The organism is Cellulomonas sp. Y8 (assembly GCF_008033115.1).
GTDB lineage: Bacteria > Actinomycetota > Actinomycetes > Actinomycetales > Cellulomonadaceae > Cellulomonas.
Window position 1 is genome coordinate 1,371,183 of sequence record NZ_CP041203.1, and the last position, 16,046, is coordinate 1,387,228.

Sequence of the window (16,046 nt, forward strand, 5' to 3'; positions counted from 1 at the left end):
CTCGAGTGCTGACCGGCGATCAGGCTAGGTGTGCCGATCGGGGCCGTCCGGCGCGGCAGCACGATCAGTCGGTTTCGCGGCACGGACTGTCACGCGCCGCGTGCCCCGCCCGGCCGGCCCCGCGACGGGGCCGGCCGGGCGGGCGGTCGGACGGCTACTCCGTCACCTCGGTGATGGTGCCGTCCTGGTCGATCTGCCAGGTCTGGCCGGTCTCGGCCGAGTCCCCGTCGATCGTGTACTTGCCGTCGTCGATGTTGACGGTCCCCTGGATGCGGGACGCCGCCTCCGAGAAGGTGTAGGGCACCACGAGCAGGCCGTACTTGACGGTCGGCGCCGAGACGTCGCTCGCGAGCATGATCTGGGCCCAGGAGTCGTCCTCGGCCAGCGCGTCGGCGACGGCGGTGCGGGCGTTCTCCAGGTCCTCCGCGATGTCCGACTCGGACGCCGCCTGCTCGCCCGAGGACGAGTCGTTGCTGCTGCTGCTGCCGCCGTCGTCGCTGCCGCAGGCGGTGAGGCCGAAGACGCCGGTGAGGGCGACCACGACGCCGAGGGCGGAGGTCAGGGCCTTGTTGCGCTTCACTTCTGTGCTCCTTGGTGGGTGCTGGCCGCGGGCCCACCCCGCGACCGGGTCCGCCTGACGGCGGGGCCGCCTGCGCGGGCGGCCGGCGTGCTGCCGGCCGCCCGCGCAGGCGGTGGGTGCGTCAGCCCTCGATCGGGCCCGCGTAGTTCAGGCCGAAGCCGAACAGGTAGGAGTTGCCGGCCGCGTCGACGTACGGCTCGGTGTCCTCCTGGACGTCCTCCAGCTGCTTCTCGACCGCGTCCATGGAGGCCGGGAAGCCGATCGGCAGGCGGCCCTGGGGCTCGTTGAGGCCGATCGCGGTCTCGATGAGCGCCTGGTCGCTGACCCCGAAGCCGACGAGGATCGCGTCGGACTTCGCCTCGAACTCGGCCGGGACGGTCGGGTTCTTCGCCTTGAGGACGGTGATGACCGGGATGTCCTTGCCGGACGCCTCGACGGCGGCCACGGCGCGCTCGAACGCGTCGAGGTCCGACTCGTTCGACGTGCGCGAGGTGTTGCCGAAGTAGGACCGGTTCTCCTGCGTGCCGTCGGCCAGGAGGTCGCCGGAGATCGAGACCTTCCGGACGTTCTCGCCGTCCGCGGTGTACGGGCGGTACTGCAGCGAGAGCGGGTACCACTCACCGGTGGTCTCGTCGTGGCCGGAGTTGGCGAACACGGCGCCCGAGCTCGGGCTGTCCATGCCGACCAGCACGAGGTCCACGTCGGACAGGTCGGGGGCGGTGTAGCTCGTGACCTTGCCGTCCGCGTCCTCGACGGCCTCGTCCGTGACGACCTTCGCGAAGTAGTCCTCCGCGATCTCGACCGTCAGGCCGGGGCCCTCGGAGTACTCGCCCGGGCCGAACAGGCCGGCCTGGCCGGTGTCGAAGTTGCGCGGGATGTACACGGTCTTGTCGGCCCAGTCGCCCGCCTCGGCGGCGGCGATGGTGTCGGCGTCGTTCTTCAGCATCACGACCGAGTCGAGCTGCGCCTGGTAGCCGGCGTCCATCTTGTCCTGGCTCGCGACGACCTCCGTCGACTCGTCCAGGTCCAGGTAGGCGCTCTCGTACAGGCCCGGCTGGAACAGCATGTTCAGGATCCGGGTGCCCGACTCCTCGAAGCGGGTCTGCGCGTCGACGTCGTTCTCGCCGGCCTCGAAGTCCGCCTGCCACATGTCGTACGCCGCGAGCACGGGCTCGACCGCGTTGTTGCCGCCGAACATGTCGACGCCGTTCTTCAGGATCGCGTAGTGCCGGTCCTCGACGGTCATGTCGTCGGCGCCCCAGGAGGTGCCGATCATCGCGTCGGGGTCGGTGCTGCCGCCCGCGGTCACGGCCCAGTCGGTCACGACCACGCCGGTGAAGTTCTCCCGCAGCAGGCCGGTGCGGTACGAGTCGTACGCGCTGCCCATGCGGTCACCGCCGCCGAGCGGCTGGCCCTCGCCGTCCAGGGCGATGGAGTACGCGGTCATCACCGCGGCCGCGTCCATCGCGCCCAGGAACACCTCGGCGTGCGCGTCGAAGTTGTCGCCCGGGTAGACGCCGTACTTGCCGGCCTCGGTGTGCGACTCGCGGCCGCCCTCGCCCGGGCCGTCGCCGGCCCAGTGCTTGATCATCGCGTTGACCGACTCGTCGCCCCAGCCGTCCTCGCCCGGCGTCGTCTGGAAGCCGTCGACGTAGGCCGTCGCCATGGCGGACGCCAGCTCGACGTTCTCGCCGAACGTGCCGTCGACGCGCAGCCAGCGCGGGTCGGTCGCCAGGTCGATCTGCGGGCTGAGCGCGGTGCCGATGCCCAGCGCGCGGTACTCCGCGGAGACCGCCTCGGCGAAGGTCGTCATCGTCTCGGTGTCGAACGTCGCGGCCAGGCCCAGGTGGGACGGCCAGCGCGAGATGTCGCCGGACGCGTTGTAGTTGCCGCCGGACTCCGCCGTCGAGCGCGGGTCGGAGGAGAAGTTCACGGGCACGTACGGCTCGTCCTCGGTGGCCAGCTCCTCGGCGTACTCCTGGAGCTGGTTCGACCAGGTGACGTTGGCCTCGACGTCGTTCGGGCCCGCGTTGAGCACGTTCCGGAGCCGCGACTCCGACATGTACTCCTTCTGGGCGTCGGTCAGGCCGTCCGCGGGGGAGCGCTCGTGCGAGCTGAACAGCATGAGACCGGCGATCTGCTCCTTGGACAGGTGCTGCGCCAGGTCCGCCGCGCGGTCCTCCGACGCCTCGCGCCAGTCCTCCCAGACGTCGAGCTCGCCGTTGCCGTTCATGTCCTTGAAGGCGTACTCCTTGCCGTCGATCTCCTCGGTGAGGAGCTCGACGCCGCTGTCCTTGCCGTAGGACAGCACGGGTCCGTCGCCCGGGTTCGTGACGACGACGAACTCGGTCTTGCCGTCGGTCACCTCCCGGGTGGTGAAGGAGTCGCCCGCCTGGGTGTCCTCGTCCGACGAGGAGGGGGAGCACGCCGTGAGGGCGAACAGGGCGAGACCCGCCACCGCCGCCGCACCCTTGACGTACCCGCCGTTGCGCCGTCGCACCGTGATGGTTGTCTTCATCGACCTTCCTTGTCATCTCGCGGCTCTGCTCGCGCGCCGCCGGCGCCGCGCCCTCGTCGGGCGGTGCCGGCGTCCCGTGTGCGCGCCACAGCGCACCTGGAGAACCGATCGCGACCCGTGACTCGACGTCCTCGTCCTGCGGTCGCGGGCCCCAGTCGACCAGCGCGGCGGGGCCCGGGGACCGGGGCGTCGAAAGACTGTCGGTTCGGGAGCACAAACGGTCGGCAAGGTCACAGGGGGATCACGGAGCGGTCTCGGGACGGGGTGCATCCGGGGCGGCGGGCGGGCGTCGGCCGGGTGCCGGGGCGGCCCGGGCGGGATCGCCACGACCCCGTCACGTGCACGAACTGTCGTTCTGGGCGCACAACCTGCACGGCTCGTCGGCCGTCGCCACGGGGCCGTCGCGGGCGCCATACACTCGGGGCGCTCGCCCCGCCACCCGGCCGCCCCGGCGGCCCCGTCCTCCCGAGGAACCCGCATGGACCTGCTCGTCGTCGGCGCCGGGCTGTTCGGCCTGACGGTCGCCGAGCGCGCGGCCGAGGCCGGCCTGTCGGTCACCGTCATCGACCGGCGCGACCACCTGGGCGGGAACGCCTGGAGCAGCGTCGACGCGGAGACCGGCATCGAGGTGCACCGGTACGGGTCGCACATCTTCCACACGTCGAACGAGCGGGTCTGGGACTACGTCCGGCGGTTCACCGCGTTCACCGGCTACCGGCACCGGGTCTACTCGACGCACGCCGGCACGGTGTACCCGCTGCCCATCAACCTCGGCACGCTCAACCAGTTCTTCGGCACGGCGATGGGCCCCGAGGCGGCGCGGGCGCTGGTCGCCGAGCAGGCGGCGGAGGGCCTGCGGGGCGGCGAGCCCACGAACCTCGAGGACAAGGCGATCTCCCTGATCGGACGGCCGCTGTACGAGGCGTTCATCCGGGACTACACCGCGAAGCAGTGGCAGACCGACCCGCGGGAGCTGCCGGCGTCGGTGATCGCGCGGCTCCCCGTCCGGTACACCTACGAGAACCGGTACTTCGCCGACACCCACGAGGGGCTGCCCGCCCGCGGCTACGGCCCGTGGTTCGAGGCGATGGCCGCGCACCCGCGGATCGACGTCCGGCTCGGCACCGACTTCTTCGACGCGGCGCAGCCGTTCAGCCGGGCCGCCGTCCGCGGTCAGGTGCCCGTGGTCTACACCGGCCCGGTCGACCGGTACTTCGACGAGCACGCCGGACCGCTCGGCTGGCGCACGCTCGACCTGGAGACCGAGGTGCTGCCCGTCCGCGACTTCCAGGGCACCAGCGTCATGAACTACGCCGACCTCGACGTCCCGCACACCCGGGTGCACGAGTTCCGGCACTACCACCCGGAGCGCGAGGACCGGCACGCGCAGGACCGCACCGTGATCATGCGCGAGCGGTCCCGGTTCGCCCTGCCCGGCGACGAGCCGTACTACCCCGTCGCCACCCCGCAGGACCGGGAGCGGCTGCGCGCCTACCGCGCGCTCGCGGAGGACGAGCCCGACGTGCACTTCGGCGGTCGGCTCGGGTCGTACCTGTACCTGGACATGCACATGGCGATCGCGTCGGCGCTGTCGCTGTGGACGAGCGGGGCCGTGCTGGAGCGGTCGGCGCCGGCGCTGGCGGCGCGGGTGGCGCTGGGCTGAGCCCGGCGGCCCCCTCGGCGCGTCAGCGCGCGAGCGCGTCCGGGCGGCTGCTCGCCGGGACCGGCAGCAGGATCCGCAGCGCGAACCAGCTGTCGTCCGCGCTCACGGTCATCGAGCCGCCGTACTTCTCCGCCGTGTGCCGGATCGACTTCAGCCCGTACCCGTGCCGGTCGCGGTCGGCCCGCCGGGTCACGATGGCGCCGTCCTCGGTCCGCAGCGTCCCCGAGAAGTAGTTCTCGAACGTCGCCAGCACGAAGCCGCCCGTGGCGTACAGCGCGACCTTGATCAGCCGCTTCTCCGGCTCCGGCACCGCCATCACCGCGTCGATCGCGTTGTCCAGGGCGTTGCCGAACACCGCGGAGACGTCCATCGCCGACATGAAGTCGATCGTCGCGCCGTCCGCGACGTACGTGAGGTCGACGCCCTTCTCGGCGCACTCCAGGCTCTTGGACGTGAGGATGACGTCGAGCACCCCGTTGCCGGTGCGCGCCTGCGCGGCGTACCCGGACACGCTGGCCTCCAGGTCGTCCAGGTAGGACGCCCGCTTGCCCTCGTCGCTCTCCGCGCGGAGGACCGCGATCTGGTGCTTGAGGTCGTGGTACTTCCGGTCGACGACCTCGATGCTGCGCTTCGACTGCAGGTACTGCTCGTGCTGCCGGCGGAGCATCTCGTCGACGGCCTTGACGTCGGCGCGGGCCCGGAGCTGGAGCCGCTGGCCCTGCTGCGCGTACAGCGCGACGAACCCGCACAGGTCCACCAGCGTGCGGATGTAGAAGATCTCCAGCCCCAGCCGGCCGCTGAACGGCGTGTTCGCGTTGAGGAAGCTGATGTTGCTCATGAAGAACGTCACCAGCGCGATCGCCACCGCCGACGCCAGCTCGCCGAACGACACCTCGAGCGGCTGGGCGGGGCGGAAGTGCCGGGTCTCGATCAGGTACACCAGCACGAACGACGCGACGTACATGACCACGCCGAACGCCACCTGCCAGGCGACCCCGGGCCGGCCCTCGGGCAGGAAGAAGAAGCAGTGCATCTGCCAGTGCAGCGCCGCGACCAGCTCGGCGAGCACCAGCGCGCGGGCGGCGAAGTACCCCGCGTCCCGCGCCGACACCCGCGCGGCCGTGACGATGAACGTGTACATCGCCGCCACCGCGGCGGCCATGCCGAGCGACCACAGCGCGAGCGGCAGCCGGTCCGCGAGCTCCTGGACCGCGACCAGCACCCCGAGCGCGGCCGCGGCGACGAGCACGAGGCGGCGGACCGGGAGCCGCTGGCGGCGCAGCAGGACGTACAGCAGGCACGCCGCCCACTCCGCGATGCCCGTGAGGACCCGCGGGATGTCCGGGAGCGTCTCCATGATCACGCGTGCCGCGCCCCGAGGTAGTCGGTGAGCGCCGCGAGGAACGCCTTCTTCCGCGGGCGGCTGATCAGGAGGTCGTGCCCGCCGACCATCAGCGCGCTGCTGCCCTGCACCCCGAGCACGTGCCGCAGGTTCACCAGGTAGCCGCTGTTGCTGCGGAAGAAGCTCTTGCCCTCGAGCTCCGCCTCCAGCGACTTCAGCGGGCCGACCACCGAGTACCGGCCGTCGACCGTGTGCACCGTGGTGCGGTGCTTGGCCGACTCCAGGAACACGATGTCGTCGGTCGCGACCCGCACCAGGCCGCCGTCGACGGTCAGCAGCAGGTAGTCGGCCGACCGGCGGCGCAGCCGCGCGATCGAGCGCTTGATCTCCTGCGAGAACGCGAAGTACGGCACCGGCTTGAGGACGTAGCTCAGCGCGTCGACCTCGTAGCCCTTGATCGCGTACTGCGTCATGTTCGTGATGAACACGATGACGACGTCCCGGTCGACCTGGCGGATCTTCTCGGCGGCGCTGAACCCGTCGAGCTCGGGCATCTCGACGTCCAGCAGCAGGATGTCGAACACCGGCCGGTAGCCCGCGACGACCTGGGCGCCGTCGGCGAACCGGGTGACGTCGAACTGCTCGCCGTGGTCGCGCTCGTACCGACGCAGGTGGTCGAGGAGGAGCGCGGCGCTCGCCGCGTCGTCCTCGACGATGCCGATCCTGATCACGGTGCCGTTCTCCGGGGTCCGCCTGCCACGCCCGCGGCGACGCGGGCCCTTGCGCCCGCCCCGGAGCGGCGTGGCGTGCCGCGGTCCCCTGTCGCGGCCCGCGGCTCCGGCGGGTCGCGGCCGATGGTAGGTGACGCGCACCTGACGTGTCATCCACGCTGGCAGGAGGGTGAGACGCAGGGCCGCGACGTGCTCACGTCGGGACGGCCATGGCCTCCTCGGCGTCGGCCTCGCCCTGGACCGCGGCCACGACGACCGCCGCGAGGTCGTCCGGGCGGCTGAGCTGCGGCCAGTGGCCGGTCGGCAGCTCGACGACCGTCACGTCCCGGATGCGGGCGAGCTCGCGCACGTACGGGTGGTCCTTCGCCATGAGGTCGCGCAGCACCGCCTCGGGCATGGTCGAGGTGATGACCGTGACGGGGACCTCGTACCGGCGCTCGTCGTGCAGCCGCTGCGGGCCGTTGGCCACGAGCGGGGGGACGGAGAGCGCCCGCGCACGGAAGTCGGCGCGGACCTGGTCGGTCAGGCCCTCCAGCTCCTCCTCCTCGAACACGCCCCAGTCCGGCAGCGGCACGACGCCGTCGACCACCGGCAGCTCGTCGTTGACGACGCCGCCCTCGCCGAGCGGGCCGCTGTCGACGTAGACCACCTGCTCGACGCGGTCGGGCCGCAGGTCGGCCACGGCGTGCGCGACGGCGCCGCCACCGCTGTGGCCGACGACCACGAACGGGCCGTCCATGCCGTCGATCAGCTCCGCGACCGCGCGCGCCTGGTCGGCGATCGTGATGCCCGCGACCTCGTCCGCCGCGCCGCCGGCGCCCAGCGGCGTGACGGGGTGCGGGGTGTGCCCGGCGGCCTCCAGGGCCGCGGAGACCGGCGCCCAGGAGGACGCGTCGAGCCAGAAACCCGGGATCAGGACGACGTTCATGCTCCGACCGTAGACGTGACCTCCGACACACGCGACGGTGCGCACGCGCCGCCGATCTCGACCACCCGGTAGTTGACACTTCAAGCGTATGGTGGCTTTGTCTACCACCGATCCGGGGGTCGTCCCGGAGGAAGAAGTCGCTGCTATGAAGGCCCTGCAGTACCGCGAGATCGGCGCCCGCCCCGAGCTGGTCGAGGTCGACAAGCCCACCCCCGGCCCGTCGGAGGTGCTGCTGCGCGTCACCGCCGCCGGCGCCTGCCACTCGGACGAGTTCATCATGGGCGCCTCCGCGGAGGACTACTCCTTCAAGCCGCTGCCGCTGACGCTGGGCCACGAGGTCGCCGGCGTCGTCGAGCAGGTCGGCGCGGGCGTGCACGGCGTCGAGGTCGGCGAGAGCGTCCTGGTCTACGGCCCGTGGGGCTGCGGCCGCTGCTACGCGTGCGCGTCGGGCGAGGAGCAGAACTGCGAGCAGGGCATGCGCGCGCCCGGCATCTTCACCGACGGCGGCATGGCCGAGTACATGGTCGTCGACGACGCCCGGCACCTCGTGCCGCTCGGCGACCTGGACCCGGTGCGCAACGTCTCGCTCACGGACGCGGGCCTCACCCCGTACCGCGCCGTGAAGTCCGCGCTCCCCCGCCTGACGCCGGGCACGACCGCCGTCGTCATCGGCTCGGGCGGCCTGGGCCACGTCGCGATCCAGATCCTCAAGGCGCTGACCCAGAGCACCGTCGTGGTGCTCGACGTCGCCGAGGACAAGCTCGCGTTCGCCCGCGAGGTCGGCGCGGACCACGCGTTCCTGTCGAACCCGGACGCGATCGAGTCGGTCAAGGGCCTGACCCGCGGGCTCGGCGCGGACGTCGTCCTCGACTTCGTCGGCATCCAGCCGACCGCCGACCTGGCCGGCGGCATGGTGCGCGTCGGCGGCGACGTCGTGGTCGTGGGCGTGGCGTCCGGCGCGGTGCGGATCGGCCAGACGACCGTGCCGCTCGACGTCAACGGCCGGGCGATCAACTGGGGCTCGCGCACGGAGCTGATGGAGGTCGTCGAGCTCGCGAAGCGCGGCGCGATCACGATCCACGTCGAGGAGTTCACGCTCGACCAGGCGCCGGAGGCGTACGAGCGGCTGCACGCCGGCCAGGTCCGCGGGCGCGCCGTGATCGTCCCGGGCGCCTGACGGTCCGACAGCACGTCGCCGAGATCGGTGCCTCGCGCCGAGATCGGTGGTTCCAGCCACCGATCTCGGCGGGAACCACCGATCTCGGCGTCCGGGGACCGGGGTGGGCGCGCCGGTGCGAGCTCAGCCCGCGATCGTGAAGGCCGTCGACCCCTCCGGAGGCGCGTCGCGCTCCTCGACGCGCGTCACGTCGGCGAACCGCGGACCCTCGCGCGCCCAGGCCGCGAGCGCCGCCACCGCGTCCGCGGACCCCTCGGCCAGCGCCTCGACGGTGCCGTCGGCCCGGTTCCGCACCCAGCCCGTGACGCCGAGCCGCCGGGCCTCCGCAGCCATCGAGGCCCGGTAGCCGACCCCCTGCACCTGTCCGTGCACCACCCAGCGCCGTGCGGTCATCGCCCCAGTCTGGCCCGGGTGCCCGCGGGGGCGCACGCGGCGAGGATGGGCGCGTGACCCGCAGCCTGCCGACCGCCGACGCACCGGCCCCCGCCCGCCCGCTCACCCGCGGCGCCGGCGTCGTGGCCGTCGCCTTCCTCGTCTCCGGCGTGGTCCACCTGGTCCGGCCCCGCGTGTTCGAGCCGGCCGTGCCGCGCGCGCTCCCCCGCCCGCGCGACCTCGTGCTCGCGTCCGGCGTCGCGGAGCTCGCGTGCGCCGCGGGGCTGGTGCTCCCGGCCACCCGGCGCGTCGCGGGGCCCGCGAGCGCGGCGCTCCTCGCCGCGGTGTTCCCGGCGAACGTGCAGATGGCCGTCGACGGCGTGCGCGGGCTGGCCCGGCACCGGAGCCGCGGCACCGCCGTGCGGGCGGGCGTCACGCTCGCCCGGCTGCCGCTGCAGTGGCCGCTGATCCGCTGGGCGGCGTCCGCCGGCCGCTGATTCCCGCGTGCGCGGGCGCGCGGGCCGGCCCACCCCCCTGCCGGGGACCGGCCCGCGCGCCCCGCGCGTCAGGCGTCGACCGGTCGGTTGCCCCGGAAGATCCCCGCGGGGTCGACCGCGGCCTTGACCGCCCGCAGCCGGTCGACCGTCGCGGCCGGGTAGGCCCGCCGGATCGACTCGTCCCGGTCGAGGAACGTGAGCGGCGCCGTGCCCGTGCTCCAGGGCGCGAACGTCGTGAACAGCTGGTCCAGCGCCGCGGACACCAGCGGGGCCAGGTCCGGGCTCGGCACGATCGTGAGGCCGGTGAGCAGGTAGGGCTCGTCGGCGGTGCCGGCGGCGGAGGGCACCCGCTCCCGGGCGAGGGCGCCGCCGACGTGCCGGAGCTGCACCTGGAGCAGCGGGGTGCCGCTGCCCGCGCCGGCGACGCGGAGCAGCTCGGCGGCCGCGTCGTCGTCGAAGCCGTGCAGCCGGGTGCCGGCGAGGACGGCCGGGACCGGGTCGACGGGCTCCTCCGCGAGCAGCCCCACCTCCCCCGGCGCCACGGCCCGGACGGTGTCCCGGAGCACCGGCCCGGCGGCGCGCAGCGGCGCGAGCAGCTGCTCGCAGGCCGCGGCGTCGCCCAGGTAGGTGGCCGTGACGACCGCGAGCGACTGCCCCCGCAGCTCCGCGGGGATGAACGGGGCGTCCGGCAGGTGCATGAGCGTGAACCACGCGGTCAGCTCCTCGGGCGCGGACCGCGTGACCTCCAGGAACGCGCGGAGCACCGGCCCCGCCGCCTCGGCCGGGTAGCCGAGCAGGCCGCCGGAGATCCGCGGCGCCGGGTGCAGGTCCAGCTCGAGCGCGGTGACGAGCGCGAACTCGCCGCCGCCCCCGCGCAGGGCCCAGAGCAGGTCTGCGTCCGCGGGGTCGTCCGACCGCACCCAGCGCAGCGCGCCGGAGGCGTCGACGACCTCGGCGGCGCGGATCGACTGGGCGCCGGGCCCGTACGCGCGGCTGAACCAGGACAGCCCGCCGCTCAGGCTGTAGCCGACGACGGTGACGTCGGGGTTCGAGCCGATGAGCGCGGTCAGGCCGGTGCCGTCGAGCGCCGCCTGCAGGTCGCCCCACTTCACCCCGGCGCCGACCCGGGCCACGCGGGCGTCCGCGTCCACCCAGATGTCGCCGAGCGCGGCGGTCCGCACGACCACGGTGCCGTCGAGGGCCGCGCTCGCCCCGTGCCCGTTGGGCTGGGCGCTGACCGTGACGCCGTGGCGCGCGGCCCAGCGCACGGTCGCGGCGACGTCCGAGGCGTCCGCGGCGACGACGAGGGCGAGCGGCCGCTGGTCGACCAGCCGGTTCCACGGGAGGCGTGCGACGTCCCACTCGGGGTCGCCGGGATCGAGCACGGCGCCGGTGACGGCGGCGCGGAGCTCGTCGAGGAGCGTGGTGCCGAGCGGCTCGGGGGCCGTGATCTGGGTGACCATGTCGACGAGCGTCGCGGCGCGGGGCGGGGCGCGGTATCCCAGGAACCTGGGTGGTCGCGGCCCGGCCCTCCCACGCACGGCCGCCGCCGGGAAAAAGGGGCTTTCCGGACGATCCCGACAGGAGCACCATCGGGGGCATGACGACGCTCCGCACGGAGCCCGTGCAGCGCGGGCTCGAGACGCTGGCCCGCTCCGGGCTGGGGTGGCGCGCGTTCGCGGAGCAGGCGACCGAGCTGCTCGGCGCGGCCGTGCCGTTCGACGCCGCGTGCATCGGCCCCGTCGACCCCGACACCGGCCTGCTGACCGGGTCCGTCAAACGGAACCTCGGCGACGAGATGGATGCCGAGTTCCTCCGGCACGAGTACGTGACCGACGAGGTCAACCTGTTCCTCGCGCTCGCCCGGCGGGAGCACCCCGTGGGCATCCTCGAGGACGACACCGGAGGCGACCCCCGCCGGAGCAGCCGGCACCGCGAGGTGTTCGTCCCGCACTGGGCGCTCGACCACGAGATGCGCGCCGCCGCGCTCGCCGACGGGACCCCGTGGGCCGCGGTCGCCCTGTACCGCAGCGGTGCCGCGGGCGGGTTCAGCCCGGCGGAGGCGGCGTTCCTCGCGCGGATGGCGCCGACGATCGCGCTCGGCGTGCGCGCGGGCCTGGTGACGGCCGTGGTGGCGGGTGCCGCCGACGAGCGCGCCGCCCCCCTCGTCGGGCCCGCGGTGCTCGTGGTCGAGGAGGACGACTCCGTGAGCCGGCTCAGCCCCGCCGCGGAGGTGCGGCTGGCGGAGCTCGGCGGGACCGGCTGGGGCGCGCTGCCCAACCCCGTCGCGGCGATCACCGCCGCGGCGCGCGCGCTGGCCGCCGGGCGGCTGGGCACCGTCCCGCGCCTGCGGGTGCGCACCCCGGCGGGCGAGTGGCTGGTCGTGCACGCCGCGCCGCTCAGCGGGCCGGACGGCCGGCCCCGGCAGGTCGTCGTGACGATCGAGGAGGCCCGGCCACCGGAGATCGTGCCGCTCGTCGTCGCCGCGCTCGGGCTGACCGGCCGCGAGCAGGAGGTCGTGGCGGGGGTGCTCCAGGGCGAGAGCACGCAGGAGATCAGCCGCGCGCTGCACCTGTCGCCGTGGACGGTGCAGGACCACCTCAAGGCGGTGTTCGAGAAGGCGGGCGTCGGCAGCCGGCGGGAGCTCGTCGCGCGGGTGTTCTTCGACCACTACGCCCAGCGGCTCAGCGACCGGATCGCACCGGGCGGGTTCTTCGCCGGGGCGTGAGGGCGGCGTGCGCGGCGCGGCGTCAGACCCCGTCGCGCCGCAGCGGGACGCCGAGGATCGTCGGCTGCGGCTCGGGCAGCGTGTCGAGGCCGTCGGGCACCGGCGGCAGCCCGCCCTCGGGCTCGGGGCCGACCCACACCCGCCGCAGTCCGCCGTCCCGGACGACCCGCCCCGGCGCCACGAGGTGCGCGCGCCGGCCGGCCGCCGCCACCTGTGCCCGCAGCCCGTCGGCGTACGCGGCGGGCACGAAGCCGACGACCCGGTTCCGGCACAGCACGACGAGCGCGTCGTCCCGGCCCGCCTCGAAGGCGAGGTCCACCGGCACCGGCGCGTCGGCGGCGCGCTCGACGGCCGACAGCACGCCCGTGAGCGCGACCTGGAGCGCGCGGGCCTCGGCGGCGTGGAAGCCGGCGGGCAGGTCGGCGGCGACCGTGGGGCGGCGGAGTCTCACCAGCCCAGCGTCCCACGCGCGCTCCCGCGATCGGGCCGGTGCGCCCGGCGTCAGTCCGGAACCAGCCCCAGGCGGCGCGCCGCGGGGATCGCGCGCAGCACCCCGCGCGCCGCCGGGCCGCCGGTCGCGACGAGCACGTCGACGTGCGTGCGGGTGGCCGGGAAGAGGCGGGCGCCGGTCGCGTACCGGGCGTCGAACGCCGGGTCGAAGAACGGGGCGTCGGTGGTGGCGAGCAGGTAGGTCATGTTCGCGACCCGCCCGATCGACCCCGGGCTGTACCGCCGGTGCGCCTCGGCGTAGGCGTCGAGGAACCCGAACCAGGCCGAGCCCGACCGCAGGGCGTACCCGGTCCAGAGCGTCGTCCCGCCGCCGGCGAGCCGGACGACCCGGAGGTCCTTGTCCCGCCGGAACGCGCCGACGACCGCACGGAACCAGCGCTCGGCGACGGGGTCCAGCGCCAGCGCGGCGCCACCCCGCCCCGAGTCCCCCTTCCAGCCGGCCGCCTGCAGCGCGAGGAAGTCGTCGTCGGCCCGCGGGTCGTCCGTCACGTCGTGCAGCTCGAGCGGGCCGCCGGTCTCGCGGGCGAGCCCGCGGACGCCGCGGCGCATGTTCCGGCGCTCGTCGGTCGCCATGTGCTCCCAGGCGAGCGGCGGGTCGACCAGCGGTCCCGGCCCCTCGGGCACCTCCGGCACCACCACGCCCGCGCGCGGCGCGAACGCGGCGACCGCCCGCCGGCGCTCCAGCACCGGCGTGCCGTCGGCCGCCGCGATCTCGGCGAGCGCCCGCTCGACCGCCCCGCCGAGCGGCAGGTGCTGCAGCTGGAGCAGCCCCGGGAGCCCCGCCGACCGCGCCCCGCGGAGCAGCGCGCGGAGCGACTCGACCTCGCGCCGGGCGCGGAGCAGCGGGTGGTGCCGGTCGGCGTGCCCGGTCATGAACGCCCCGCCCGTCGTCGCCGCGCGCAGCGGGAGCCGAGGCGCGAACGGCTTGGTCGTCACCGCGAGCGCCGCCAGCCACTCGGGGCCGTCGTCGACGACGAGCAGCCGGAGGTCCGCCGCCGCCGACCCGCGGTCGCGCGCCGGCAGCAGGAACCGCGGGTCGAGGTAGACGTTCGGCTCGGCGGCGTGGTCGGCCAGGCGGTGCCAGGCCTCCTCGTCGGCGTCCGTCACGTCGGCGAGCGCGAGCAGCCGGGTCCGCACGATGTCCTCCCCCTGGCACGCCTGGTCCCGGCGTGTCCGAGCGCGAGCGTAGGAGCAGGTTTGTCCCGTTTTGTGTGGTTTTGCGGGTGATCACGATGGCGACCGCCCGGCCGGGATCGCCGTACTGGCGGCCCACCGCCCGGGCGGGGACGCGACCGCCCTGCTCAGCGCCCGCGAGCCCGTCCCGGCGACGACCCGCTGCCGGCGCCGGGAAGGAAGCGCGTTCCCCCGAACGGCGGACACCCGGTCGGCGCAGCGAGCCCCACGCGCGGTCCGCTCTGGCGGCCCGGCGCCGCGCGCGCCACACTGGCCCCGCGACGACGACGTCGAGGGGGTGGGCCGTGCCGGGCGAGGAACCTGACCTGCTCCGTCCCGACGCGCGCTCCCTCGCGCGCGGCCGCGCCCTGCACGCCGCGCACGAGCGGTTCCTCAGCACCGGGACCGCCGCGGGCGTCCGGGCCCTCGTCGCCGACTCCTGGCGGCGCAGCCTGCGCAGCGGCGTCGACCCCGAGCGCCCGGCGCCGCCCGTCGCGCTGACCGACGCCGACCTGCGCGCCTACCGGTCCGAGCACCCGCTGCGGCACGCGCTGCCGGTGGTGCGCGGGCTGCTCCTCGACGCCGCTCTGACCGAGGGGTTCCTGGTCGCGCTCACCGACGCCGAGGGCGCGCTGCTCTGGGTCGCCGGTGACGCCCGCGTGCGCCGGGCCGTCGAGGGCGTCGGGTTCGTCGAGGGCGCGGCGTGGGACGAGGCGCACGCCGGGACGAACGCCCCCGGCACCGCGCTGGCCACCGGGCACGACGTCCAGGTGCTCGGTGCGGAGCACTTCACGCGGTCCGTCCAGCCGTGGAGCTGCACCGCCGCGGTGCTGCGGGACCCCGCCGGGCGGGCGCTGGGGGCGCTCGACGTCACCGGGCGGGACGCGGCGGCGTCGGCGCTGATGCTGTCGCTGGTGCGGGCCACCGCCGCGGCGGTGGAGGCGGACCTGCGGGCCCGGGTCCTCGCGCGCGGGCCGGGACCGGCGGGCGGGGGCGGGTGGCCCGCGGCGGCGACGGGCGCGGGGTGGCCGGTCGCGCCCGGGCCGTCGGGGGACGTCCCGGCCCTCACCGGCCCGGACGGGCGCGCAGCGTCCCCCGCCGCCCGGCTCGAGGTGCTCCGCCCCGGGTCCGGCGTCCTGCACACCCCCGGCGCCCCCGCCCGCGCGCTGTCCCTCCGGCACGCCGAGCTGCTGCTCCTGCTCGCCGAGCACCCGCGCGGCCTGCACGCCGACGAGCTCGCCGTGCTGCTGCACCCCGGCAGCATGTCGGACGTCGCGGTGCGCGCAGAGGTGTCGCGGCTGCGCCGCGTCGCCGGTTCCCTGGTCGGCCGGTCCCGGCCGTACCGGCTCGCGACGGCGCTCGGCACCGACGTCGCCGGGGTCCGCGAGGCGCTGGCCGCGGGCGACGTGCGCGCGGCGCTCGACCGGTACGCCGGCCCCGTGCTGCCGCGGTCGCGGGCGCCCGGCGTCGAGCAGGCGCGGGACGCCCTCGCGTCCGACGTGCGGGCTGCGGTGCTGCACGCCAGCGACCCGGTCGCCCTGGAGCGCTGGCTCGACCGCGAGGAGGGCGCCGAGGACTGGCAGGCGTGGGAGCGGCTCGTCGCGGTGACCGCGCCGGGGTCCGCCGCGCACGTCCGGGCGGCGGGGCGGCTCGATCTGCTCGTGCGCCGGCTCGGCACCGGGCCTGCCCGGCACCCCTGGCGCTGATGAGCGGGGCCGGTGCACCTGCGGGGCGGCGGCGGCACCGGCGGTGCAGCGGCAGCGCCGCGGCGCGACTGGACGCCCGCGCGGTTCCATGTGTAACTTTCTTGTGACACGTGGAGGCCGG

The 16,046-nt window shown here is 75.2% G+C and carries 14 protein-coding genes; 5 read left to right on the forward strand and 9 right to left on the reverse strand.

Going from position 1 to position 16,046, the window contains the following annotated elements; genetic code table 11:
* Window positions 1-154: 154 nt before the first annotated feature.
* Both FKM96_RS06070 and FKM96_RS06075 read right to left on the reverse strand, forming a co-directional pair.
* The gene (locus FKM96_RS06070) at window positions 155-580 is read right to left on the reverse strand and encodes a hypothetical protein (protein ID WP_147794474.1); all 426 of its coding nucleotides are present in this window, start codon (window positions 578-580) and stop codon (window positions 155-157) included.
* 121 nt (window positions 581-701) lie between these two features.
* Window positions 702-3,098 carry a glycoside hydrolase family 3 N-terminal domain-containing protein gene (locus tag FKM96_RS06075; RefSeq protein WP_147794475.1) on the reverse strand — a complete coding sequence of 799 codons (2,397 nt, stop codon included), beginning with the start codon at window positions 3,096-3,098 and terminating at the stop codon, window positions 702-704.
* A 478-nt stretch (window positions 3,099-3,576) separates the two neighbouring features.
* Between FKM96_RS06075 and FKM96_RS06080 the strand changes: the two genes are divergently transcribed.
* Window positions 3,577-4,761 (forward strand): UDP-galactopyranose mutase, encoded by a 1,185-nt coding sequence (locus FKM96_RS06080; protein ID WP_147794476.1) that lies wholly within the window; start codon window positions 3,577-3,579, stop codon window positions 4,759-4,761.
* A 22-nt stretch (window positions 4,762-4,783) separates the two neighbouring features.
* On the opposite strand, the gene FKM96_RS06085 is transcribed toward FKM96_RS06080, so the two are convergent.
* The 3 genes from FKM96_RS06085 to FKM96_RS06095 all read right to left on the reverse strand — a co-directional run bounded on the left by FKM96_RS06085 (window position 4,784) and on the right by FKM96_RS06095 (window position 7,762).
* Window positions 4,784-6,118 carry an ATP-binding protein gene (locus tag FKM96_RS06085; protein WP_147794477.1) on the reverse strand — a complete coding sequence of 445 codons (1,335 nt, stop codon included), beginning with the start codon at window positions 6,116-6,118 and terminating at the stop codon, window positions 4,784-4,786.
* A 2-nt stretch (window positions 6,119-6,120) separates the two neighbouring features.
* Window positions 6,121-6,834, reverse strand: a complete 714-nt coding sequence (locus FKM96_RS06090) for a LytTR family DNA-binding domain-containing protein (protein WP_210417376.1) — start codon at window positions 6,832-6,834, stop codon at window positions 6,121-6,123.
* Window positions 6,835-7,027: 193 nt separating this feature from the next.
* The gene (locus FKM96_RS06095; RefSeq protein ID WP_147794479.1) at window positions 7,028-7,762 is read right to left on the reverse strand and encodes an alpha/beta fold hydrolase; all 735 of its coding nucleotides are present in this window, start codon (window positions 7,760-7,762) and stop codon (window positions 7,028-7,030) included.
* A gap of 145 nt (window positions 7,763-7,907) precedes the next feature.
* Here FKM96_RS06095 and FKM96_RS06100 point away from each other — a divergent pair, with 145 nt between their 5' ends.
* Window positions 7,908-8,939: an NAD(P)-dependent alcohol dehydrogenase gene (locus FKM96_RS06100; RefSeq protein WP_147794480.1), complete on the forward strand. Its 1,032-nt coding sequence runs from the start codon at window positions 7,908-7,910 to the stop codon at window positions 8,937-8,939.
* Window positions 8,940-9,062: 123 nt separating this feature from the next.
* On the opposite strand, the gene FKM96_RS06105 is transcribed toward FKM96_RS06100, so the two are convergent.
* Window positions 9,063-9,332: an acylphosphatase gene (locus tag FKM96_RS06105; protein ID WP_147794481.1), complete on the reverse strand. Its 270-nt coding sequence runs from the start codon at window positions 9,330-9,332 to the stop codon at window positions 9,063-9,065.
* 53 nt (window positions 9,333-9,385) lie between these two features.
* Here FKM96_RS06105 and FKM96_RS06110 point away from each other — a divergent pair, with 53 nt between their 5' ends.
* Window positions 9,386-9,808, forward strand: a complete 423-nt coding sequence (locus tag FKM96_RS06110) for a DoxX family protein (protein WP_246855228.1) — start codon at window positions 9,386-9,388, stop codon at window positions 9,806-9,808.
* A gap of 68 nt (window positions 9,809-9,876) precedes the next feature.
* Here FKM96_RS06110 and FKM96_RS06115 read toward each other — a convergent pair whose 3' ends face one another.
* Window positions 9,877-11,271, reverse strand: coding sequence for an FAD-binding oxidoreductase (locus tag FKM96_RS06115; RefSeq protein ID WP_147794482.1), 1,395 nt, complete (start codon window positions 11,269-11,271; stop codon window positions 9,877-9,879).
* Between the two features lie 137 nt (window positions 11,272-11,408).
* Between FKM96_RS06115 and FKM96_RS06120 the strand changes: the two genes are divergently transcribed.
* Entirely contained in the window at window positions 11,409-12,536 is a 1,128-nt protein-coding gene (locus FKM96_RS06120) for a LuxR C-terminal-related transcriptional regulator (protein ID WP_147794483.1), read from the forward strand.
* A 22-nt stretch (window positions 12,537-12,558) separates the two neighbouring features.
* On the opposite strand, the gene FKM96_RS20555 is transcribed toward FKM96_RS06120, so the two are convergent.
* Complete coding sequence (locus FKM96_RS20555) at window positions 12,559-12,987, reverse strand: hypothetical protein (RefSeq protein WP_168216891.1); 429 nt, start codon at window positions 12,985-12,987, stop codon at window positions 12,559-12,561.
* A 50-nt stretch (window positions 12,988-13,037) separates the two neighbouring features.
* Entirely contained in the window at window positions 13,038-14,183 is a 1,146-nt protein-coding gene (locus tag FKM96_RS06130; protein WP_147794485.1) for a GNAT family N-acetyltransferase, read from the reverse strand.
* Window positions 14,184-14,524: 341 nt separating this feature from the next.
* On the opposite strand from FKM96_RS06130, the gene FKM96_RS06135 reads away from it, so the two are divergent.
* Window positions 14,525-15,925, forward strand: coding sequence for a transcriptional regulator (locus FKM96_RS06135; protein ID WP_147794486.1), 1,401 nt, complete (start codon window positions 14,525-14,527; stop codon window positions 15,923-15,925).
* Window positions 15,926-16,046 lie beyond the last annotated feature (121 nt).